Origin of the sequence: Limosilactobacillus reuteri, assembly GCF_020785355.1 — a bacterium.
Taxonomy (GTDB): Bacteria; Bacillota; Bacilli; order Lactobacillales; family Lactobacillaceae; genus Limosilactobacillus; species Limosilactobacillus reuteri_I.
On the sequence record NZ_JAJGVH010000077.1, the window covers coordinates 1 to 20496 of the forward strand.

Consider the following 20496-nt stretch of genomic DNA (forward strand, 5'->3'; position numbering starts at 1 on the left):
AGTCATGTGGTAATAAGTCAAGATAAAATTATCACTGACAAACTTGTTTTGACCAGATTTTTGACGCACTTAAATAAGCCTTGATCCCAAGGTGTTTTAAAAGCTAAGCGTCGAGAATCAGTTTATCTTCCTATACCAATTACCTCTTTTCCTGATAGATTTGATGATTTTTGAGTAGGAAGAAAATCACCCTAATAAGTTTACGTGCGGTAAGGACGAGAGCGCGTTTTGATGGGGTATGCTTTACTTCTTGATATTTACGCCGATAATATTCACCAAAAACTGGATCTTGGATTCTAACTCTGTTGGCAGCTTCAACCAAATAGTATCTAAGATAAGCATTACCAGTTCTCTTGAGCGGAGTATTATCACTAGCGTAAGCTCCGGACTGCTTTTCTCGCCAGGAAAGCCCAGCATATTTAGCCAATTTAGCTTCATTATCAAATCGTTCGATTTGACCAATTTCAGCTAAAATACCAGCAGCGTATACTGGTCCAATTCCGGGAATGGAGCGCAAAATCTGTTCTTCATCAGTTACTTGAACTACTTTCTCAATTGCTTTGTCGAGGTCTTTAATCATCTTCTGAAAAGCTTTAATTTCCTCGGCATAAACGGAGAGAACTGTATCAACTGAATTAGCAATTACTTTGTCTAAACGATAAGAAGCACGAACTGCCTTTTGAATTATTTTCGCCAAGGCTTCAGGGTTCGCGAAGCGACCCCGGCCGTGTTCATTCAGATAATCGGCTAAATCAGTAATCGAAAGATTAAGTAAGTCATCAGTAGTCATATCTTCAGTTAGCAGACTCATCATCGTTGAACCAAAGATAGAAGTATTCAGTTCATCAGAAATTACTAATTTATTGAGCTTGTAGTATAGGTTCTCAATAAAGTGTTGCTTAGCCCGAGCTAAGCTTTGAACAAGCTCATATCGGGAACGCGTTAAGCGTTGCAGGGCAATGTAGTTCTCTTGACGAACAATCCCTACTGAATAGCGTCCAACACGTAGGAAGTCAGCAATGTAAAAAGCGTCGATTTGATCATTTTTATCTTCAGCGAAGACATCATGATAGCGCTTAGTTTTCTTAGGATCGATAACCACGGATTGTGTATTGAACTTTTTAAGGTCCGAGTCTTCTTGGAAAAACATTGCTGGGTGAAAGCTGTAAATGGAAGTGGCTTCCATGCCAATCACAACTTGGTCGAGATGATTTGAATTCGCCGTATCGATAATCATGTTTTTTAATTCTGTTGCGCCTTTCAAATCATTAACAAAGTTACCATGGAAAACAACTTCAGTTGTTTCTTCAGAAATCATTGAAGTTACTAAATCTTTTGAGCTAACGTCAATACCGACAAAAAGTTTCATTGGAATGGCCTCCTTTCATTAAAATTTACTGGTCTTAATCTGATCACTGCATGATAGCCCCTAATTACAATCACTAAAAACATCCTCGCAAGTATCAGTATTCATTGGTTAGAGAGTTAAAGCTGCACCTAATCCTACTCTGAATTAGTAAACTATCTAATCGATACAGCATGTGAGTTCGAAAATCAGTAGATTGGCTGGGCGGCAGACTTCATAAGTAGTTAAAAACTACAGGAGGTATTAACCTATACCAGTTGACCAAAGCCAATGATAATTAGAGGTTATCATGCGGTGACCAGAAAACAAGTTGTAATGTAGCAAAATCCGTAAGGATATATTTATAGAATACGAGGGATGTTTAATCATGGACGGTGCGATTTTTTCGTTTAATAATATCTTTGTTAATACAAATAAGTTATCCTTTACTGCATGGCAACGTTTTGCAATGTATGAATTCGGGATGGGATTACCCGGAAAATTAGCTTCCCAATTCGATAACCTTACTCCTTCGCAAGGGCTCTCCCTAGTCTTAGCACATTTTAATGCTAATCCTGCCCCTAGCGAAAAGGCTTCAATGATTGCAGAATGGCAAAAATTTCTTAACGAAGAAGCGGATAGCCTAAGTGAAAAAGATCAACTTCCAGGAATTAAGCGTCTTTTACTAAATCTCTATGATCATTACGTTAAAATTGCCGTGTTAGATGCTAATGGGGATGTGAAAAGTGTCCTCAAACAAATTGGTCTTGATAACTATGTCGATAGTATCGTTAAGACTAATGATAAAGAAAACCCATATCTAACTGCTGTTAATCAATTAAATCTTATCGGATCTAATTGCATTGGAGTTGGAACGACAGCTCATGATATTGAAAATATTCATCATATAAATGCAATTGCAATTGGCGTTGGTGATGCTACAACATTAGCAAATGCAGATTATCAGGTAGTACAAGTTGGTGACTTACGCTACCCAATGCTCCAAAAGATTTGGGAAGATAAACAATAAGATAAAGCCTAAGATTAATTCAGATTAACTTTTTTCTGAATCAATCTTAGGCTTTTTTGATAATTAATTATTATGATGCTTGCTCTTTACTCCAGCTTAACGGGTCTTTTCGCCATTCTTGCAGAGATTTGAGGTGGTCTGCACTAATTTGGTTATTTTCCTTGGCGACCTTAATCAAAGTCATATAATCCGTTACTGAATAGTATTTTAGTCCATTTGCCATAAAGTTTTGCTCGGCGGCAGGCAAATCATAAGTAAAGACAGAAACAACGCCAATTACTTTTCCGCCAGCATTGTTAACCGCCCGTACAGCATTTAGTACACTACCACCAGTTGAAATAAGGTCATCAATCACGACGACTTTTTGTCCTTCTTTAAGAAACCCTTCAATTTGCTTGCCTTGACCATGATCTTTCGGTTTAGTCCGAACATAAATCATCGGTAATTCCATATTCTGAGCAACCCATGCCGCATGAGGAATTCCAGCAGTTGCTGTTCCGGCAATAACATCGGCCTCGCTAAAATGGAGTTTAATTTGTTCAACCATCCCATTAAAAATTGCTTGCCGAACTTCTGGATAAGAAATCGTCAATCGATTATCGGTATAGATTGGGGATTTTAGACCACTTGCCCAGGTAAATGGTTGGTCTGGGTTAAGGGTAACAGCATGAATATCTAATAATGCCTTTGCAACGCGTTGTGAGTATGTCATTTTTCTTCCTCCTCATTTAAGAATGCTTTTTGAACTTCTTGATAAGCAGCAACCGGGTCAAAGCTCTGGGTGATTGGCCGTCCAACCACAATCGCATTGCTTCCATCTATTCTTGCTTGGGCAGGGGTAACCACTCGTTTTTGATCATCTTTTATTGCATGAGTCGGGCGGATTCCTGGCGTTACACATAGGAAATCATCCCCCGTCACTTCACGAATCGCCTTGATTTCATGGGCTGAGCATACTACGCCAGCCAATCCTACTTTTTCTGCTAAGCGCGCGTAGCTTTGGACTGACTCAATCAACGACAAATCAACATGCTGTTGTTCATGAAGAATTTTTTCATCAATCGAAGTAAGTTGGGTAATTGCTAATAACTTTGCTGGTTCAACGCCTGCTTCCTTAGCTCCTTCTTCTAGACCGGCTAATCCGGCAATCAGCATTTCACTGCCCCCCGCTGCGTGAATTGTCGTAAAATCAATTCCCAATCGGCCAATAGCTGCCATTGCGCGATGAACAGTATTTGGAATATCGTATAATTTCAAATCAAGGAATACCTTAAATCCTCGCTTTTTTGCCTCTTTAACAATTACTTGTCCCAGGCCATAATATAATTCCATTCCAATTTTTACGATCGGCTGCGGTTTTACCATTAATTTGTCAAATAGGTCAATTGCTTCCTGCTTAGTTGCAACATCGATCGCCACCATTGGTACGAAGCGTTTCAAAATCTTACCTCCCATAAATCCGTAAGTTTCTTAATCCCGTATCTATCCATTACGATTGGTAAATCAGCTGCAATTTTCGGACAAGCCAATGGATCATGAAAACTAGCTGCCCCGATTTGAACAGCATTAGCACCCGCCATCATAAATTCAAGGACATCTTCAGCTGATTCAATTCCACCCACGCCGATGATCGGTAAAGAAGAAACTTGGCGGACCTGGTGAATCATTCTTAATGCTAAAGGTTTAATTGCGGGACCTGATAAACCGCCCGTTACATTAGCTAAAGCCGGGCGCCGGGTTTTTAAGTCGATGCTTAACCCCGTTAACGTATTAATCATCGTCAGGCCATTAGCGCCCCCTTGCTCAGCTGCTTGCGCGAGGGGAACAATATTAGTTACATTTGGTGTTAGCTTTACATAGATGGGAATTCCTAGGGCAGCTTTAACTACTTGTTTTACTAGTCGTTGAAGTACTTCTGGATCAGTTCCCATTGCCATCCCGCCGTGCTTTACATTCGGACATGATACGTTTAATTCAATTGCTTTCACCCCAGCCGTATTAGCAAATTCACTAACGACTTTAACGTATTCGTCTTCAGAAAAACCAGCAGCACTCGCAATAATCGGTAGTTGCGGATAATTTTTTCGTAACCACGGAATTTTTTCATTAGTTGCTGCGGTAATGCCCACATTCTGAAGACCATTAGCATTAAGCCAACCGGCACTGGTTTCACAAACTCGCGGACGCGGATTACCTTGACGGGGATGGAGGGTAGTGGACTTTAACACAAGGGAGCCTAAATGATTAAGATTATACTTTTTAGCTGCTTCTTGCCCATATCCACAGGTCCCACTTGCCGCAATAATCGGATTTTTTAATGATAATCCCGGCAATTCAACTGCTAATCGTTGTATTTCTTGCATTATCCTTCTCCCTCCAGATATACGAGTTTTCCATCGACATAAGTTCGCTTAGTCATTCCGTATACTTGTTCACCAACAAATGGAGTATTGTGACCCTTAGAGAAAAACTGGTCTGGTTGAATTACATCTTGATGATCGATATCAAATACAGCAATATCTGCTGGGTCCCCTACCTTTAATAATCCAGCGTTATCAAGGTTAAAAATCGCTTGCGGCTTAACGGCCATCCAGTCAATCAATTGGGCAAGCGTAAAGATACCTGTTTTAACAAAGTGGGTATAGAGTAAGGCAAAAGCTGTTTCTGAGCCAACAATACCATTTGGTGATTTAAGAAATCCTTGTTGCTTCTCCGCATCGGTATGTGGCGCATGGTCGGTAGCAATACAATCAATCGTGCCATCTAACAGCCCAATTAAACAAGCCTGTTGGTCAAGACGCTGCCGAAGAGGTGGATTCATCTTAAATTCAGCATCATCCTCTTTAATATCAGCATCAGCTAAAAGTAAATGATGAGGAGTAACTTCACATGTAACGTTAATTCCTTGTTGTTTGGCATGACGAATCAGGTCAATACTTTCTTTAGTTGAAACATGGCAAACATGATAATGAACCCCAGTTGCCTGCGCAATCACCAAATTCCGAGCAATTTGCGCTGTTTCACTAATCGCCGGCATTCCTGGTAGTGCTAGTTTTTTAGCAATAGTTGCCCCATCATTAATTACCCCATTTTGTGCAAGTTGATTATCTTGCGCATGATCACATAACGGAGCGTTAACTTTCGCTAGTTGTTGCATTGCTTGGTATACAACTCCAGCATCTTGAATTCCCGCACCATCATCGCTAAAAAGACGGGCACCTGCAGTATACTGCTCAGCAACATTAACTGCTTGTTTTCCAGCCCGACCAACTGTAACTGGTGAGTATTGGAGGATTTTTACCAGTCCAGCTTTCTCGTTCCGATCAACCTGTTCTTTAAATTTTTCTGGTGTATCACATGTCGGATTAAGGTTAGCCATTGCGGCAATTGTCGTAAAGCCACCATGTGCAGCGGCTTTGCTTCCTGTAGCAATCGTTTCTTTATTGGTATAGCCTGGTTCGCGAAGATGGACATGAATATCAATTAGTCCTGGTGTAATCAAGCCATTATCCAGGTCGACTTTTTCTGCATCACTTGGTGCCTGGATATGCTCGCCAATTGCCTTAATCTTGCCATCTACAATCAAAACTTCAGTCTTAACCAATTCATCATTATAAATTCGTCGGCCATTCGTTAGTAAAACTGCCTTACTCATCGTAATCACCTTTTTACATCAATCCTTGGTAACGAAGAACTCGACTAAGAATTGCCATCCGGGTATATACGCCGTTTGTCATTTGTTGGAAAATGCGGGAATTAGGCGCTTCTACAAGGGAGCTATCGATTTCAACACCCCGGTTAACAGGTGCCGGATGCATAATGATTGCCCCCTGCTTCATCTTTGCGGCTCGCTCTAAAGTTAAACCATAAGCTTGGTGATATTGATTAGCGTCAAAAGCTTGACCGTCAGCAGTCGTTAGCCGTTCATTCTGAACTCGTAGTAAATTAACTACATCCATTTGAGGAAGCAATTCGTCAAAGTCACCAAAAGTTCCATATTGTTCCAGCGTAGGATCATACCATTTTTCTGGGCCAGCAAAATAAACCTCTGCTCCTAGGCGATTAAGCATCATTGCATTTGAGTGCGCTACTCGAGAGTGACTAAGATCACCAATAATTAGTACTTTTAAGCCCTTGAAATCGCCAAATTCTTCATTAATTGTCATCATATCAAGTAAACATTGTGATGGATGTTGGCCGCTACCATCACCACCATTTACAATTCCAATCTTAAGGTCTGAATGGTTAAGCAATTGGTTGTAATATTCATTTTCAGGATGACGGATTACCGCAACATTTACACCAATTGATTCCATTGTCTTAACAGTGTCATAGAGGCTTTCCCCTTTTTTCACTGAACTCGTGCCCGCTTCGAATTCTAGTACATTCATCCCCAACTTCATTTGTGCCATTTGGAAACTGGTCTTTGTTCGGGTTGAGTTTTCAAAGAAGAGGTTAACCGCGTATGCCGGTGCAGTGAGAACCGCTTGCTTTCCAGCTTTATATGCTTGGGCTTCATGAATTAAATCAATTGCATCTGCTGCGTCCATGTCGGCAACTGTTACTAAATTTGGTTGAATTCTTTCTGTACTAATCATCAATAGCGCTCCTTTTCCAGTCTAATTACAACAAAACAGTGATAACTTCCCATTTAAATTTCGAGAGTCATCACTGTTTGCTTTTAGGATATAAGTAGGCTAAAAACAACATACCGTTCTGCTCTCTCTGGAAACAATTAAATGGTCGGTCGTTTCAAAATACCTATTGATTTTACTGGCGTATTCTTGGTGCTACTGCTTAAAAGAAAAACCTTCTCAGCAATAGCTAAGAAGGTGTACTTAAACGCTCAATTAAATCCTTCCTAGCCTCACGGGACTAAGTTAAAGGTATTTTTGTTATTTATGATAATAAGCGTAGTTCGTGAAAATGTCAAATCTTTTTTCTATTTTTCAAAGGATTCTTTTAGAGCTTGCCATAACTCTTCTTGCCCTGCCGTGTGTTCTACATTTTTACGACGAACAAATGCAAGGTTTTGAGTAACTTTGGGAACAATCGGCACCTTAACCACTTTACTATCTAAGTTTTCACTTATTGATTGTTCCATCAACAAGGTTATCCCCATCCCCAAAGCAACCATATTTACTAATGTTTTCCCTTTTTCTCCTTCAAAAACAGAATATGGCTCAAATCCAGCCGCAGCACAAGCTTGTTGAACAAAGACTGCAAACGGATTTTGATGGTTTAGTGTTAAGAACTTTTCTGCTTTTAGATCCGTAAGCGTTAATTCCTTTTGTTTAGAAAGTGGATTCCGCGCTGGAATATAAGCTACTAAATCATCAGTTCCCACTGAAAGCACCTCAAAATCATTAGGAAGTTTGCCAGCATAACTAATAAATGCCAGCTCACTTTCCCCTTGTTGTAGCTGTGCCATTGGATCAATATCTTCAACAATATTCATTTTATGCTGCTGGGCTAATTTTTTAACAACTGGAGCTGCTTGATAATTAGCAAAGCCTGGGACGACAGCAACTTTGATCGCTTCTTCTGCTTCCTTTTTTCGATAATCCGCAACCACCGATAATAATTTAGCGTGTTTTTGAGCAATCTCAGTGATCAACGGTAAAAGTTTTGCCCCGATTTCAGTTAATTCAACTACGCCGCCTTCAGGTCTAATAAGCTTGATGTTGAGCTCTTCTTCAAGTGCTTTAATTGTACGAACCAATTCATCAACCGTTATCCCTGATTTTTTTGCCGCATATTGATAATCCAAAGTATTGGCAAGATTAACAAATGCAATTGTTTGCTTAAAATCCAACGTACTCACTTCCTAAAATAAAAGGGATTGGCTCCTTCGCAAGTTAGAAACCAATCCACTGTTTAAAGCTTAATTTAATTATAACAAAACTACTCTTATAACGCTAAACTCAGAAGCCAAACAGCAACTAATCCAGCAATTACTGAAATCGACATTGACCGTGTAAAGTATGCAATCACAATCACGATCACTGCTGCAATAATTCGTTCTGGATAACCGAATAAAGTAAAATGATAAGAGCCAGTTAAGAAGATCCCTTTTACAACCAGAGTCGCAAATAAACTAACTGGGACATATTTCATCCATTCATTAAACCATTCTGGGATTTTTCGCGTTGAGAAGAATAATACTGGTAGATAACGGGGAATAAATGCCGCTAAAGCTGCCAAGATAATCACTATAATATGGTAAACGATTTTATTACTTAATAGTTGTTCCATGTCTAGCCCTCATCAGGATGTTGATCATCATGTTTTTTCTCTTCATGTTTCTCATCATGGTGTTCAACAACATCTTCAATCTTAGTTTCCAGTTTTTCAACTTCCTTAACTTCTTTTTGTTGCGCTTGTTTATCCTCGATCGTAGTCTTTGTGATCTTCGGCCTAAACATTTTTGTCAAGAACCAGTTCGAATTTGGATGCTTACTATGGTGACGAACTGTATTTTCAATCAAGAATCCAACAAAGGAAGCAATTAAGGTTGCAATAATAATCCCAAGTGTACTTTTAGTTAATGCCTGGAAGTATACACCAAGAACAGCTGCCAAAATGCCAATAACTAGGGTCAAGTGGTTTTGAACCTGCATTACGATCATATATAAGAATAAGGCAGTTAATGCAAAATCAACCACTTCAAGGTCAATCGAAATTGCACCACCAATCAAACCACCAACCATGTTTGAAATCGACCATGCTGCAAGTGAATAATACTCCACTAACAACGCGTCATCGGGGTCCCATTTCTTATCAGTTGCAAACTTCATATAGTTAACAGCATAGTTTTCATCGTTCATTGATGCAGAAAAGATGAGGATGAAACGTGCTGATTTATCCTTAATATATTTAGATAAACTCGATCCTAACAATGCATATCGTAACTCCAAGAAGAAAAGTGAGATAAAGATAGTCCCCAATGGAGCGTTACTTGCTAATAACGATGCCAGAATAAATTGTGCCCCACCAGAGAACACTAATACCGACACCAATAAAATCATTATAAAGTTTAAACCTGCTGCGTGTAGTAAGATTCCACAGGCCAATCCAATCGGAATATAACTAAGACACAATGGCATTGAGACACCAAGCACCTCAAGCCAGCGTGTCCTTTCTGGATTTATTTGTGCTTTAGCCACAGAATTTCCTCCAATAATTTGTATCTTTTATAATATCAAGTGACACAATGCTCTTTTAGTCTACCACATATAAAATTAGTTGAATATAATTGAAAAAGAAAAAAGTCTAAAATCAAATGATTTTAGACTTTTTTCTCATTTTTGGTTGGTTTCTTTAACTTCTTGTTTTAAAGGTAATGTGACAATAAATGCTGTTTCGTCTTCATTTGAAGTAACCTTGACGCTCCCATGATGAAGATCAACAATGCTTTTGACAATCGCCAAACCTAATCCCGTTCCACCAGTAGCTCGTGAACGGGAAGCTTCTGCGCGGTAGAAACGCTCAAATAGGTGGTCAAGTGCTTTTTCAGGAATTGGTGTACCATCATTAGCAACTTTGACGACCACCATATCATTTTCTTGCCGGGCATCGATCCGAATGTAACTTGCACCATTGCCATATTTAAAGGCATTTGAAACTAAATTATTAAAAACTCGACCAAGCTTCTCCGGATCCGCCTCAATCATTAAAGGATTAGGAATAACTGAGGAAGTAATTTCGATTCCGCGGTGCTGGGCTTCTAATTCAAAACTTGCCGTTAACTGTTCAATTAACTGGTTAAGATCGATTTTCATAATATTTACTGGTGCCCCATGTTGCTGAACTTTTGTATATTCAAACAAATCGTCGACCAAGGTCTTCATTTGTTTAGCCTTCTCATAAGCAGTATGGGTGTATTTTAGAATATCTTCCTCACTACGATATTGCTTATCTTCAATCAATCCCAAGTAGCCAATAATACTAGTCAATGGCGTCCGTAAATCATGGCTCACATTAGTAATCAGCTCATCTTTTGACTTCTCAATCTTCCGTTCATCGTCCATTGAACGCACCGCGCTATCAACTAATGCATTTACACTAGTAATAACATGCTGTTGATTTCCTTTTAGCCGAAACGGAATCCGATGATCCAAATGTCCTTGCGCAATATAGTGTAATTCCGCGATAATATGATCCATTTGATAAAGGTGGTACCGGCGACGCAATCGCCACCATACCACCCACACATCAATAATTACTAAAAAGGCAATTAAGATCCGCTGATAGCTCCATATTTGTGCTTGAAGAGGGCCAATCTTCAATGATTGCTTAATCATAAAGATTCCATTGGTTACTCCCGGATTTGACTGAATGGCATCTTGAATAATTACGATAATCGCCATATTCAGCAATAACAATAGAATAACCGTTACTACCCCTTCTAAAATAAGCGAACTCTTTTCACGCCCCGTTAACTTCACAATTTTTCCTCCACATCATTAAGGCTAGGCTTTAGTGGTCTTCCACCTTATAACCAACACCCCACACAGTTTGAATAACCTTTTCACCGTTAGTTGCTTCTTCAATTTTATCCCGTAAATGACTCACGTGAACCATGACTGTTTTAGCTGATACGACACTTTCTTGTTGCCATACCCGTTCAAAAATATCATCTGCTGAGAAAACACGGTTAGGGTGACTGGCAAGTAAGTATAAGATACCGAATTCAAGGGCTGTTAACTGAATTACATCCCCTTTAATCGTCTTAACCTCGTGGGAATCTTTATTGATTAATAATGGCCCAACATTAAGAATATCCGGTTGATCATTTGTCACTTCTCCTTGGCTCCGACGAAGTAATGACTTAACTCGTGCCATTACTTCGAGCGGATTAAATGGCTTAGTAACATAATCGTCCGCCCCAGTGATTAGACCTTGTATCTTATCCATATCTGCCGTCTTAGCTGAAAGCACTAAAATTGGAATATCAGAATCTTTCCGCACCCGCTTAATTACATCCATTCCATCGATTTCTGGCATCATTAAGTCAAGAATAATCAGACCGATATCAGGATTAGTATTTAGCTTTGTTAATGCTTCTTTTCCGTCGTAAGCAGAAATTGGCTCATATCCTTCATTTCGGATGTAAATTTCAAGTAATTGAACAATTTCTTTATCATCATCAACAACTAGAATTTTCATAAGAGGTACTCCTTTTTACAGCATAATATCCTATTGAATATTATAACTAACTATGCGAAAAAAGCGATCATTCTAAGATAGCCTTAACAAAAAGTTTACCCTCCATTATTTCTCGGGAAATAAAAACTGCTGTGACTATCTCTTCACGAATAAAGCCATAGCAGTTTCTTATTTTAATTATTTATAGTTAGGTGCACTACGAGTAATTTGGACATCATGAGGGTGTGACTCAATAAGTCCTGCATTAGTAATTTGGACAAATTGAGCTTTTTCGATTAGTGTTGGAATATCACCAGCACCAACATAACCCATTCCTGAGCGAAGACCACCATCAATTTGGAAAATAATATCAGAAACATCGCCCTTGTATTCTACCCGAGCTTCAATACCTTCTGGAACAAGCTTGTTGGCTTCATTTACCCCACCTTGGAAGTAACGGTCGGAAGAACCATGTGCTTGAGCCATTGCGCCAACCGAACCCATTCCACGATAAGCCTTGTACTTCTTGCCATTGTCTTCAAAAACTTCGCCAGGTGCTTCCGTCGTACCAGAAAGCATACTACCGAGCATTACTGCATTACCACCAGCAGCAAGAGCTTTTACAACGTCACCAGAGTACTTAATACCTCCATCGGCGATAATTGGCTTGTTATATTCACGAGCAACACTAGCAGCGTCATAAATAGCAGTAATTTGTGGAACACCAACTCCAGCGACCACCCGAGTAGTACAAATTGAACCAGGACCGATACCAACCTTTACAACGTCAACACCAGCATCAAACAAAGCGCGAGTAGCTTCACCAGTAGCAACATTACCAGCGATTAAGGTTGCGTCTGGGAAGTGTTCGCGAATTTCCGCGATCTTACGAAGAACACCTGCTGAATGTCCATGAGCTGTATCGATAACGATTGCATCTGCGCCTGCCTTCAAAAGAGCCTCAGCACGTTCAAAAGTATCACTAGTAACCCCAACTGCTGCGGCAACTAATAATCGATTATTATCATCAACAGCAGCCTTAGTTGCGCCTGCAGGTACGACTACGCTCTTTACATTAGCTACTTCTCCTGCTTGGGCTTGGATTGACATGTTTTTGTGAACAACCCCTAAACCACCTTGTAAGGCCATTGCAATCGCCATTGGTCCTTCAGTAACAGTATCCATTCCGGCACTAATCAACGGAATATGAAGCTTCAAATTATCAGCTAACTGTGTACTCAAGTCAACTTCATTTGGTAATACATGACTTTCGGCTGGAATAAGTAATACATCATCGAAGGTTAAGCCCTTCTTGGCAAATTTCGTGTCCCAATTTGACATCTGTAGTGCAACTCCTTTGATTTTTAATTAGGTATACTCTACTAGGATTTCGCACTGAGGTCAATCTAAATATTTAAATTAATTTAAAAAATTAACTAGGCTATTCGCACTCTCCTGATCAATAACCAATGTATTTGCATAACCAGCAGTTAAAACACCATGCACTGCTGGTACCTTAGCAACATTGGCCGCCACTAAAATACTGTGTTTTTTCTTTCGCAACTCTGGGAGCGCAATCCCAATCGTTCGTTGGTTAATATCTTCATTCACTATCTGACCCTTGCTATCAATGAAACGAGAGAAAACATCTCCTACTGCCTCATGTTGTAACGTTAATTGCTCCTGCTTGGTGAAATAACCTAATTTAAATAACAATGCTGAGTCACGTACTGTTCCCACTGTGAAAACAGCAATATTAGATTGCTCCCCTAACTTCATAATATGTTTGATATGGGTATCGTTAGCGACTAATTCACGTGTCTTTGCATGATCAAAGATAACAGGTAACGGCAAATACTGGGGAACGGTATTAAAAGCATTCGCAAAGATATTAACCGTTTCAAACGCATAATTTCGCGTATTAGTATTTGCCATACTGCCTTTCATTTGAACAACAGTAATATCAGTAACGTCTTTAGGTTTCAAATGCAACCCTACTTGATAGACGGTTTTCCCCCAGCCTAATCCAATAATATCTTTATCTTCTACGACTTGTTCGATATATTTAGCACCCGCTGCACCAACTTCTTCAAGTGGATCATCCGTGCCTGGAACAATAATAATTTTATGCAATGATGGATATTTAGCGAGCAAGTCCACTTCCAACTGGTGAAGCGGAGCAACTGGATTATGAATTTTAATGGTTACTAATCCTCGATCCCGACCAAATTGTAATAATCGTGACACTGTTGCCCGGGAAATATTTAGTTCAGTTGCAATATCGCTTTGGTTCCATCCATCACGATAATATAAGGTTGCTACTTTTAGCGCTAATTCAATCTTATTTTTATCATCCATCTAACTTTCCTCCTTTCTCCATATTAAGGGAGCGAGACAGAAGTCACTCGTGACTTCGTTTTCGAGCCCCCGCAAGCAACAATAGGCCTTCAGCGTTCGACTTTGCCGGACGCTGAAGGCCATTGTTGTACTGCGCTGTTCGTATTTTGTGGAAGTAACCTAACTTATGTCACAGCTCCCATTATCTAAACAGCATTTTATTATAAAATGCACTCTCTAGCTTATGCAAGAAGTTACTTTCCAGCAATTGCCGTTTCAAGCGAAATATTAATCATGTCGTTAAATGTTCGCTCACGTTCTTCAGCGGTTGCTTTTTCGTCACCAAAGATTAAGTCGCTAACAGTCAAAACTGAAAGTGCCCGGAAATGAAGCTTAGCCGCTAACAAGTAAAGTCCGGCAGATTCCATTTCTGTTCCTAAAATTCCATAGTCACGAAGCTTTTCCATATCAAGCTCATCATTGTAAAAACGATCGGCAGCAAAGATATCTCCAACTTTTGTTTCAATACCTAATTTACCAGCTACATGATAGGCAGTATCTAACAACTTGAAATCAGCTAATGGTGCGTAATGGAATCCTGGTCCAAATGTATTTACCGTTACTGCTGAATCGGTTGAAGAACCTTGGGCAAGAAGAACATCGCGAACATGAACATCTGGAGCAATTCCGCCACAAGAACCAACCCGGATAATGGTTTTAACACCAAATTCGCGTACCAATTCATTAATATAAATTGACATCGAAGGAATTCCCATCCCAGATCCTTGTACTGAAATACGGTGACCCTTATATTCACCAGTATAACCAAAGGCATTCCGGACTGAATTTACTTGTTTAACATTTTCCAAGAAGTTTTCTGCAATATATTTTGCACGCAGCGGATCCCCCGGAAGTAATACAGTGTCTGCGTAGTCACCCATTTTTGCATTAATATGTGTACTCATTGAAATATCCTCCTGTCTCTTTATTCAATAATTTCATGAATTAACGTTGGTACTTTACCATCATCGCTAATTTTAATGCTTTCTCTTAATAACTGTTCTACGTCTGGAATTTCTTGGCGGTTACTATAGATTGTTAAAATTGGTTCGCCATCTTTAACATGGTCACCCAGTTTATGGTGCAATTCGATCCCTACACTATAGTCAAGGGTGTCATCTGCCTTTTGACGGCCTCCACCTAATAACATGCTAGCAGTTCCAACCTCATCTGCTGAAAGTTTTGTCAATACGCCATCCCGATCAGCTTTGAAAGGAATCTTGTATTTAGCTTGCGGCATTAATTGGTAGTTATCAACAACAGCAGGATCTCCACCTTGTGCTTCTATCATTGCCGCAAACCGTTCAAGGGCTGATCCATCCTGAATAGTTTGCTCTAACATCTTTCGTGCTTCAGTAGTATTTTGTGCTTTTTCACCCATTACAACCATATAACTACCAAGCGTCAGGACTAATTCGGTAAGATCTTTTGGGCCCTTTCCTTTTAAGACATCAATTGATTCCTCAATTTCAAGGGCATTACCAATTTTATTTCCAAGCGGCTGATTCATATCTGAGATTACTGCCATGCACTTTAGGCCTGCTTGTTTACCAATCTCAACCAAGGCTTTAGCCAGTAGTCTTGATTGATCAAGCGTCTTCATAAAGGCACCAGTACCAGTTTTAACATCAATTACAAGCGCATCTGTTCCAGAAGCAATCTTCTTACTCATAATTGAACTAGCAATTAACGGAATTGAGTCAACAGTGTCAGTAACATCCCGTAATCCATAAATCTTCTTATCTGCTGGCGCAACCTCACCAGTCGCACCTACAATTGCTAATTTTTCTTTAGCAACTTGATTAATAAATTCATTTTCGGAAAGTTCTACCCGAAATCCCGGAATCGCTTCCAACTTGTCAAGCGTGCCTCCTGTATGACCAAGGCCACGACCTGAAATCATTGGAACCGGAATTCCTGTAGCGGCGACCATTGCTGCAAGTGGCAAACTCACTTTATCACCAACACCACCCGTTGAATGTTTATCAACCTTAATTCCAGGGATTCGGCTCAAGTCTAATCGTTCACCAGACTCCATCATCTTCATTGTTAGGCTCGTCTGTTCTTCTTTGGTCATATCCTGGAAGTAAATTGCCATAAGAAGAGCACTGATTTGATAGTCAGGAATCGTTCCATTAACGACGCCATCAACAAAGAATTGTAATTGCTCATCGCTTAGGACTCCGCCATTTCTTTTGGTGTCAATGATATCAACCATTCGCATCGTGTTTCGCCCCTTTCCTTAATTAATCTTAATCGTTACTAATTTCCTTGTAGAAACTGGTACCTTTTACTGGCTCAACGTTAAAGTTCTCTAAGATAGTTGCACCAAGGTCTGAGAATGTCTTCCGCAGCCCAAGGGATTGATTTGGTTTATTCATTGAAGGAGAGTAAACCAACAATGGAACATTTTCACGAGTATGATCAGTTCCCTTAAAGCCAGGGTCATTACCGTGATCAGCAGTTACCATCAAAAGATCATCTGGCTTCATTTCATCAAGAACTTTGCCTAGACGCTTATCAAAGTCCATTAATGCTTGACCAAAGCCCTTTGGATTACGACGGTGACCATACATTGCATCAAAATCAACCAAGTTTGTAAAGCAGAAACCGGTAAAGTCTTGCTTCATTACTTCATCAACATGATCCATTCCGTCCATGTTACTTTCGTTATGGTATCCTTTATCGATCCCTTCACCAGAGAAGATATCATTAATCTTACCAACACCAATTACATCGTAACCAGCTGCACGGAGGCGATCCATATCAGTCTCACCAATTGGCTTCAAACTAAAGTCATGTCGATTAGCTGTCCGGGTAAAGTGATCTTTATCTGGGCCAACATATGGACGGGCAATAATCCGACCAACAGTATATTCTGGACCATTAACAAGTGTCCGGGCATATTCACAAATCTTGTAGAGTTCCTCAACTGGAATAACATCTTCATGAGCAGCAATCTGCATTACTGAATCACCAGACGTGTAGAGAATTAATTCTCCGGTCTCCATTTGGCGTTCACCATAATCATGAATTACTTCTGTTCCTGAGTATGGCTTATTAACAATAACTTTTCGTCCTGAGAATTTTTCAAGCTTATCAACGATTTCTTGTGGAAAACCATTTGGGAACGTTGATAATGGCTTCATTACTGGCAAGCCCATCATTTCCCAGTGACCGTCCATGCTATCTTTTCCGGCAGAAACTTCTTCCATCTTACCGTAATCACCAATAGCTGGATCAGCAACTGGAACCCCTTCAATCGGAGTATCACGCAAATTACTAATCCCTAATTTACCAAGGTTTGGTAGCTTCAAGGCACCTTTGTAATACTCACCAACGTGGCCAAGCGTATCTGATCCAACATCATCAAATTTTGCGGCGTCATGAGCGGCACCTGTACCAACTGAGTCCATTACAATAACAAAAACACGTTTATATGACATTTTCTGACTCCTCCTATTTCTGTAAATTAAGATTAGTAATTAAACTTTATTCTTATTGTTTTGCGGCTTCTTCTAAGATTTGAACAGAAGCGGAAACACCTAAACGGTTAGCACCAGCTTCAATCATATCGTAAGCTTCTTGAAGGCTGTGAATTCCACCAGCTGCCTTAATCTTAAAGTCTGGTCCAACTGCTTCACGCATAATCTTAACGTCGTCTACCTTAGCTCCTGAAGTTGAAAAACCAGTTGAAGTCTTAACAAAGTCAGCATCACCTTTTACAGTAAGCTTACTTGCACGTGCTTTTTCTTCGTCAGTAAGAAGAGCATTCTCAATAATAACTTTAAGAAGTTTACCCTTTTCGTGAGTAGCATCAGCAACCGCTTTGATATCAGCAACAACTGCATCATCATTTCCTGCTTTTAATTCACCGATATTGATAACCATATCAATTTCATCGGCGCCATCTTCAATTGCCTGCTTAGTTTCAAAAACTTTGCTTTCTGTTGAAGTTGCACCGAGAGGGAAGCCGATAACTGTACAAGTGTTAATGTCAGTACCTTCTAATCCTTCATGAACTCGCTTAACCCAGTAAGGATTGATACAAACTGAAGCTGTATTGTATTTACGAGCTTCTTCAACTGTCTTATCAATCATTTCAGGGGTAGCTTCTGGTTTAAGCATTGTGTGATCCATGTATTTTGCTAATTGCGCTTGCGTTAACTTCATAATAATATAATCTCCTCTCAACTTTGAATGCGTTTTCATAAGTTTACGTATATATCTTAACAATCTATTGAACATTTGTCCATAGATTCAAAGAAATTTATTTCAAAAAAAGAGCAAAATAAAAGAGCGAGAAAAACCTTCGCCTTTCTCACCCTCATTTATTTTACAAAGATAGCCTGACAAACAGTTCCGTTGTTAAGACTATTTGCTGGTTAACGCCGCGGCGCACGATTACCATAAAGGGAACCTGTAACATGGAATTTAGACCGGAAGTACATATCCCCAATGAAAGTAATAACTCCAATGCCAATGTAGACCCATGGATTAAGCCGTGGGTTGATTACATTTGGCAACATACTTACAAGCATGTAAATAATCAGCCAAGCTGCTAATCCAGCAACTATCAAAAGGATTCGTTGCCATAATGGCTTCTTACTTACCCGCTTACCGTTCTTATCAATTTGCGGTTGAACTTGGGTAGCCACATAACCAAAAATCAATCCTCCAGTGATCGCCACGATTAAGATTGCAGTAATACCACTGCTTCCAGCATTCTTTGTTTGCATTGCAGCTGGTGATAACCAGAACATTAAGCCAAACATAAAAGTAAAGATACTCAAGAAAATCAGCATATTATCAATTGCCAATAGCTTAATTGATTGCTTACTTGTTTCAGCAGGAGTTGGCTTAGGGTTCTTCAATTCTTTAGCATATTCGGTTGGCGTACCGAATAATGCCCGTGCGGTTTGTCCCTTCTTTTGTCCTGCCAGCAATTTATCGATGGTTTCCTTTAGCATTGGGTCTTTCTTATCAGAAGGAACACCGAGACGATCCAACTGTTTATTTAATTGATACATAAAATCTTCATTTTTTCGTGTTAGATCATAGTTGCTAAAAGCATTCCCATTTGCTTGCCGACGTTCCTTTTCTAATCGTTTTTGACGTTGGCCGGCTTGTGCATTCCGTGGTTGTTCTTCACTCACTATAAAACTACTCCTCTCTTATCCTCAGAGGTTTAAACGTTGAACCGGAATTCAACAATATCTCCATCTTGCATTACGTAATCTTTTCCTTCAAGACGGAGCTTTCCCGCTTCCTTTACCGCTGATTCAGAACCTAATTCATCAAGATCTTCAAAGCTCATTACTTCGGCCCGGATAAACCCACGTTCAAAATCAGAGTGAATAATTCCCGCTGCTTGGGGAGCCTTTGTGCCTTTCTTGTAAGTCCAAGCCCGCGTTTCAGGACCACCAGCAGTAAAGAAAGTTTCCAGGCCTAAGAGCTTGTACGCTGCCCGAATCAACCGGTTCAATCCTGGTTCTGTAACACCTTCCATTTCGAGGAAATCAGCCTTATCTGCTTCATCCATTTCGGCAATTTGTTCTTCAGCAGCTGCTGCAACACCAATAACTTCTCCGTCATCTTTTACGTGTTCTTTAATTGCATCCATGTATTTGTTGCTATCTGGATCTGCCATATCTTCTTCGGCAATGTTAGCAACGTATAAGACTGGCTTACTTGTTAACAAGAAAAGCCCTTTGACAATCTTTTGTTCATCATCGCTAAAGTCAATTGAGCGAACACCCTTGCCATCTTCAAGAACCGGCTTAATCTTATTGAGTACTTCTAATTCCGCTAAAGCATCCTTATCACGACCCTTAGCAGCCCGCTGTACTTTTGCCAAGCGCTTATTAACAGCATCTAAGTCAGCCATTACTAATTCCAAGTTGATAGTATCGATGTCTTCAATTGGATCCACTTTACCAGAAACACTAGTAATATCATTATCATCAAATGCCCGCACAACATGAACAATTGCATCAGTTTGACGAATATTTTCCAAGAACTTATTTCCCAGTCCTTCACCTTTACTAGCACCCTTAACAATTCCGGCAATATCGGTAAATTCAAAGGTAGTTGGGACGATCTTCTTCGCTGGAATTAATTCCTGGATCCGGTCAAGTCGACTATCTGGAACTTCAACCATTCCCACATTGGGATCGATTGTTGCAAATGGGTAGTTAGCCATTTCGGCACCAGCTTTAGTAATTGCGTTAAAAAGTGTTGACTTACCAACGTTTGGCAAGCCAACGATTCCTGCAGTTAATGACATAAATTGTTCACTTTCCTTTTCAATTAATCATTTATTATTTTAATCTACAATTAGTTATTTGTGATCATCAATCATTAAAAATATTAATCATCTTGATCCGCTTTTTCGATAACCTTTTTTAATCCCTTATCAAATTTTTGACGGGTCATCATGACAATATGACCACAGCCTTGGCATTCAATTTTAATATCTGCACCCACTCGTGTAATCTTCCAGCGGTTAGTTCCACACGGGTGAGCCTTTTTCATCATTACAATGTCACCTTTATCATATGCTGCCATGAGTTATTCC

21 protein-coding genes are annotated in these 20496 nt (G+C 39.8%); 1 reads left to right on the forward strand and 20 read right to left on the reverse strand.

Features of this window, described 5'->3' with window-relative positions:
• Positions 1–139 precede the first annotated feature (139 nt).
• Entirely contained in the window at positions 140–1369 is a 1230-nt protein-coding gene (locus LMB56_RS07380; RefSeq protein ID WP_229282092.1) for an IS110 family RNA-guided transposase, read from the reverse strand.
• A 364-nt stretch (positions 1370–1733) separates the two neighbouring features.
• Here LMB56_RS07380 and LMB56_RS07385 point away from each other — a divergent pair, with 364 nt between their 5' ends.
• Positions 1734–2375, forward strand: a complete 642-nt coding sequence (locus LMB56_RS07385) for an HAD hydrolase-like protein (RefSeq protein WP_229269907.1) — start codon at positions 1734–1736, stop codon at positions 2373–2375.
• Positions 2376–2445: 70 nt separating this feature from the next.
• On the opposite strand, the gene pyrE is transcribed toward LMB56_RS07385, so the two are convergent.
• From pyrE to LMB56_RS07480, 19 genes are all read right to left on the reverse strand, one after another.
• The gene (gene pyrE / locus LMB56_RS07390) at positions 2446–3087 is read right to left on the reverse strand and encodes an orotate phosphoribosyltransferase (RefSeq protein WP_229283965.1); all 642 of its coding nucleotides are present in this window, start codon (positions 3085–3087) and stop codon (positions 2446–2448) included.
• Entirely contained in the window at positions 3084–3830 is a 747-nt protein-coding gene (gene pyrF / locus LMB56_RS07395; RefSeq protein WP_019253190.1) for an orotidine-5'-phosphate decarboxylase, read from the reverse strand. The genes pyrE and pyrF overlap by 4 nt, the downstream gene beginning before the upstream one ends.
• Positions 3812–4738: a dihydroorotate dehydrogenase gene (locus LMB56_RS07400; protein WP_218046827.1), complete on the reverse strand. Its 927-nt coding sequence runs from the start codon at positions 4736–4738 to the stop codon at positions 3812–3814. The genes pyrF and LMB56_RS07400 overlap by 19 nt, the downstream gene beginning before the upstream one ends.
• Positions 4738–6030 carry a dihydroorotase gene (locus LMB56_RS07405; RefSeq protein WP_153703332.1) on the reverse strand — a complete coding sequence of 431 codons (1293 nt, stop codon included), beginning with the start codon at positions 6028–6030 and terminating at the stop codon, positions 4738–4740. Before LMB56_RS07405 ends, LMB56_RS07400 begins: the two co-directional genes overlap by 1 nt.
• A gap of 13 nt (positions 6031–6043) precedes the next feature.
• Positions 6044–6973, reverse strand: coding sequence for an aspartate carbamoyltransferase catalytic subunit (locus tag LMB56_RS07410; protein WP_122480848.1), 930 nt, complete (start codon positions 6971–6973; stop codon positions 6044–6046).
• Between the two features lie 344 nt (positions 6974–7317).
• Positions 7318–8199 (reverse strand): LysR substrate-binding domain-containing protein, encoded by an 882-nt coding sequence (locus tag LMB56_RS07415; RefSeq protein ID WP_229273329.1) that lies wholly within the window; start codon positions 8197–8199, stop codon positions 7318–7320.
• 86 nt (positions 8200–8285) lie between these two features.
• Entirely contained in the window at positions 8286–8630 is a 345-nt protein-coding gene (locus LMB56_RS07420) for an AzlD domain-containing protein (RefSeq protein ID WP_042746019.1), read from the reverse strand.
• A gap of 2 nt (positions 8631–8632) precedes the next feature.
• Positions 8633–9541, reverse strand: coding sequence for an AzlC family ABC transporter permease (locus LMB56_RS07425; RefSeq protein ID WP_013923921.1), 909 nt, complete (start codon positions 9539–9541; stop codon positions 8633–8635).
• 135 nt (positions 9542–9676) lie between these two features.
• Positions 9677–10822, reverse strand: coding sequence for a sensor histidine kinase (locus LMB56_RS07430; RefSeq protein ID WP_003670350.1), 1146 nt, complete (start codon positions 10820–10822; stop codon positions 9677–9679).
• Positions 10823–10853: 31 nt separating this feature from the next.
• Positions 10854–11543 (reverse strand): response regulator transcription factor, encoded by a 690-nt coding sequence (locus LMB56_RS07435; protein ID WP_003665397.1) that lies wholly within the window; start codon positions 11541–11543, stop codon positions 10854–10856.
• A gap of 177 nt (positions 11544–11720) precedes the next feature.
• Complete coding sequence (gene guaB / locus LMB56_RS07440) at positions 11721–12863, reverse strand: IMP dehydrogenase (RefSeq protein WP_003665395.1); 1143 nt, start codon at positions 12861–12863, stop codon at positions 11721–11723.
• Positions 12864–12941: 78 nt separating this feature from the next.
• Complete coding sequence (locus LMB56_RS07445) at positions 12942–13880, reverse strand: sugar-binding transcriptional regulator (RefSeq protein ID WP_122480853.1); 939 nt, start codon at positions 13878–13880, stop codon at positions 12942–12944.
• 233 nt (positions 13881–14113) lie between these two features.
• On the reverse strand, positions 14114–14824 hold the full coding sequence (deoD, locus tag LMB56_RS07450; protein ID WP_003665392.1) for a purine-nucleoside phosphorylase: 711 nt from the start codon (positions 14822–14824) through the stop codon (positions 14114–14116).
• Between the two features lie 20 nt (positions 14825–14844).
• Entirely contained in the window at positions 14845–16143 is a 1299-nt protein-coding gene (locus LMB56_RS07455) for a pyrimidine-nucleoside phosphorylase (RefSeq protein ID WP_153703335.1), read from the reverse strand.
• 28 nt (positions 16144–16171) lie between these two features.
• Positions 16172–17365 carry a phosphopentomutase gene (locus LMB56_RS07460; protein WP_153703336.1) on the reverse strand — a complete coding sequence of 398 codons (1194 nt, stop codon included), beginning with the start codon at positions 17363–17365 and terminating at the stop codon, positions 16172–16174.
• 52 nt (positions 17366–17417) lie between these two features.
• On the reverse strand, positions 17418–18092 hold the full coding sequence (gene deoC, locus LMB56_RS07465; RefSeq protein ID WP_003665386.1) for a deoxyribose-phosphate aldolase: 675 nt from the start codon (positions 18090–18092) through the stop codon (positions 17418–17420).
• A 212-nt stretch (positions 18093–18304) separates the two neighbouring features.
• Positions 18305–19075, reverse strand: a complete 771-nt coding sequence (locus LMB56_RS07470; RefSeq protein WP_229283964.1) for a DUF1129 domain-containing protein — start codon at positions 19073–19075, stop codon at positions 18305–18307.
• A gap of 32 nt (positions 19076–19107) precedes the next feature.
• The gene (gene ychF / locus LMB56_RS07475) at positions 19108–20205 is read right to left on the reverse strand and encodes a redox-regulated ATPase YchF (protein ID WP_003670336.1); all 1098 of its coding nucleotides are present in this window, start codon (positions 20203–20205) and stop codon (positions 19108–19110) included.
• An 83-nt stretch (positions 20206–20288) separates the two neighbouring features.
• On the reverse strand, positions 20289–20486 hold the full coding sequence (locus LMB56_RS07480; RefSeq protein ID WP_003665382.1) for a DUF951 domain-containing protein: 198 nt from the start codon (positions 20484–20486) through the stop codon (positions 20289–20291).
• Between the last annotated feature and the right edge of the window lie 10 nt (positions 20487–20496).

Bases quoted from the DNA above. Each gene is read 5' to 3' on its own strand.
- deoD (WP_003665392.1), bottom strand. From the start codon at position 14,824: ATGAGTACACATATTAATGCAAAAATGGGTGACTACGCAGACACTGTA.
- LMB56_RS07380 (WP_229282092.1), bottom strand. From the start codon at position 1,369: ATGAAACTTTTTGTCGGTATTGACGTTAGCTCAAAAGATTTAGTAACT.
- LMB56_RS07385 (WP_229269907.1), top strand. From the start codon at position 1,734: ATGGACGGTGCGATTTTTTCGTTTAATAATATCTTTGTTAATACAAAT.
- ychF (WP_003670336.1), bottom strand. From the start codon at position 20,205: ATGTCATTAACTGCAGGAATCGTTGGCTTGCCAAACGTTGGTAAGTCA.
- LMB56_RS07420 (WP_042746019.1), bottom strand. From the start codon at position 8,630: ATGGAACAACTATTAAGTAATAAAATCGTTTACCATATTATAGTGATT.
- pyrE (WP_229283965.1), bottom strand. From the start codon at position 3,087: ATGACATACTCACAACGCGTTGCAAAGGCATTATTAGATATTCATGCT.
- guaB (WP_003665395.1), bottom strand. From the start codon at position 12,863: ATGTCAAATTGGGACACGAAATTTGCCAAGAAGGGCTTAACCTTCGAT.
- LMB56_RS07410 (WP_122480848.1), bottom strand. From the start codon at position 6,973: ATGATTAGTACAGAAAGAATTCAACCAAATTTAGTAACAGTTGCCGAC.
- LMB56_RS07445 (WP_122480853.1), bottom strand. From the start codon at position 13,880: ATGGATGATAAAAATAAGATTGAATTAGCGCTAAAAGTAGCAACCTTA.
- LMB56_RS07405 (WP_153703332.1), bottom strand. From the start codon at position 6,030: ATGAGTAAGGCAGTTTTACTAACGAATGGCCGACGAATTTATAATGAT.
- deoC (WP_003665386.1), bottom strand. From the start codon at position 18,092: ATGAAGTTAACGCAAGCGCAATTAGCAAAATACATGGATCACACAATG.
- pyrF (WP_019253190.1), bottom strand. From the start codon at position 3,830: ATGGGAGGTAAGATTTTGAAACGCTTCGTACCAATGGTGGCGATCGAT.
- LMB56_RS07400 (WP_218046827.1), bottom strand. From the start codon at position 4,738: ATGCAAGAAATACAACGATTAGCAGTTGAATTGCCGGGATTATCATTA.
- LMB56_RS07460 (WP_153703336.1), bottom strand. From the start codon at position 17,365: ATGTCATATAAACGTGTTTTTGTTATTGTAATGGACTCAGTTGGTACA.
- LMB56_RS07480 (WP_003665382.1), bottom strand. From the start codon at position 20,486: ATGGCAGCATATGATAAAGGTGACATTGTAATGATGAAAAAGGCTCAC.
- LMB56_RS07435 (WP_003665397.1), bottom strand. From the start codon at position 11,543: ATGAAAATTCTAGTTGTTGATGATGATAAAGAAATTGTTCAATTACTT.
- LMB56_RS07455 (WP_153703335.1), bottom strand. From the start codon at position 16,143: ATGCGAATGGTTGATATCATTGACACCAAAAGAAATGGCGGAGTCCTA.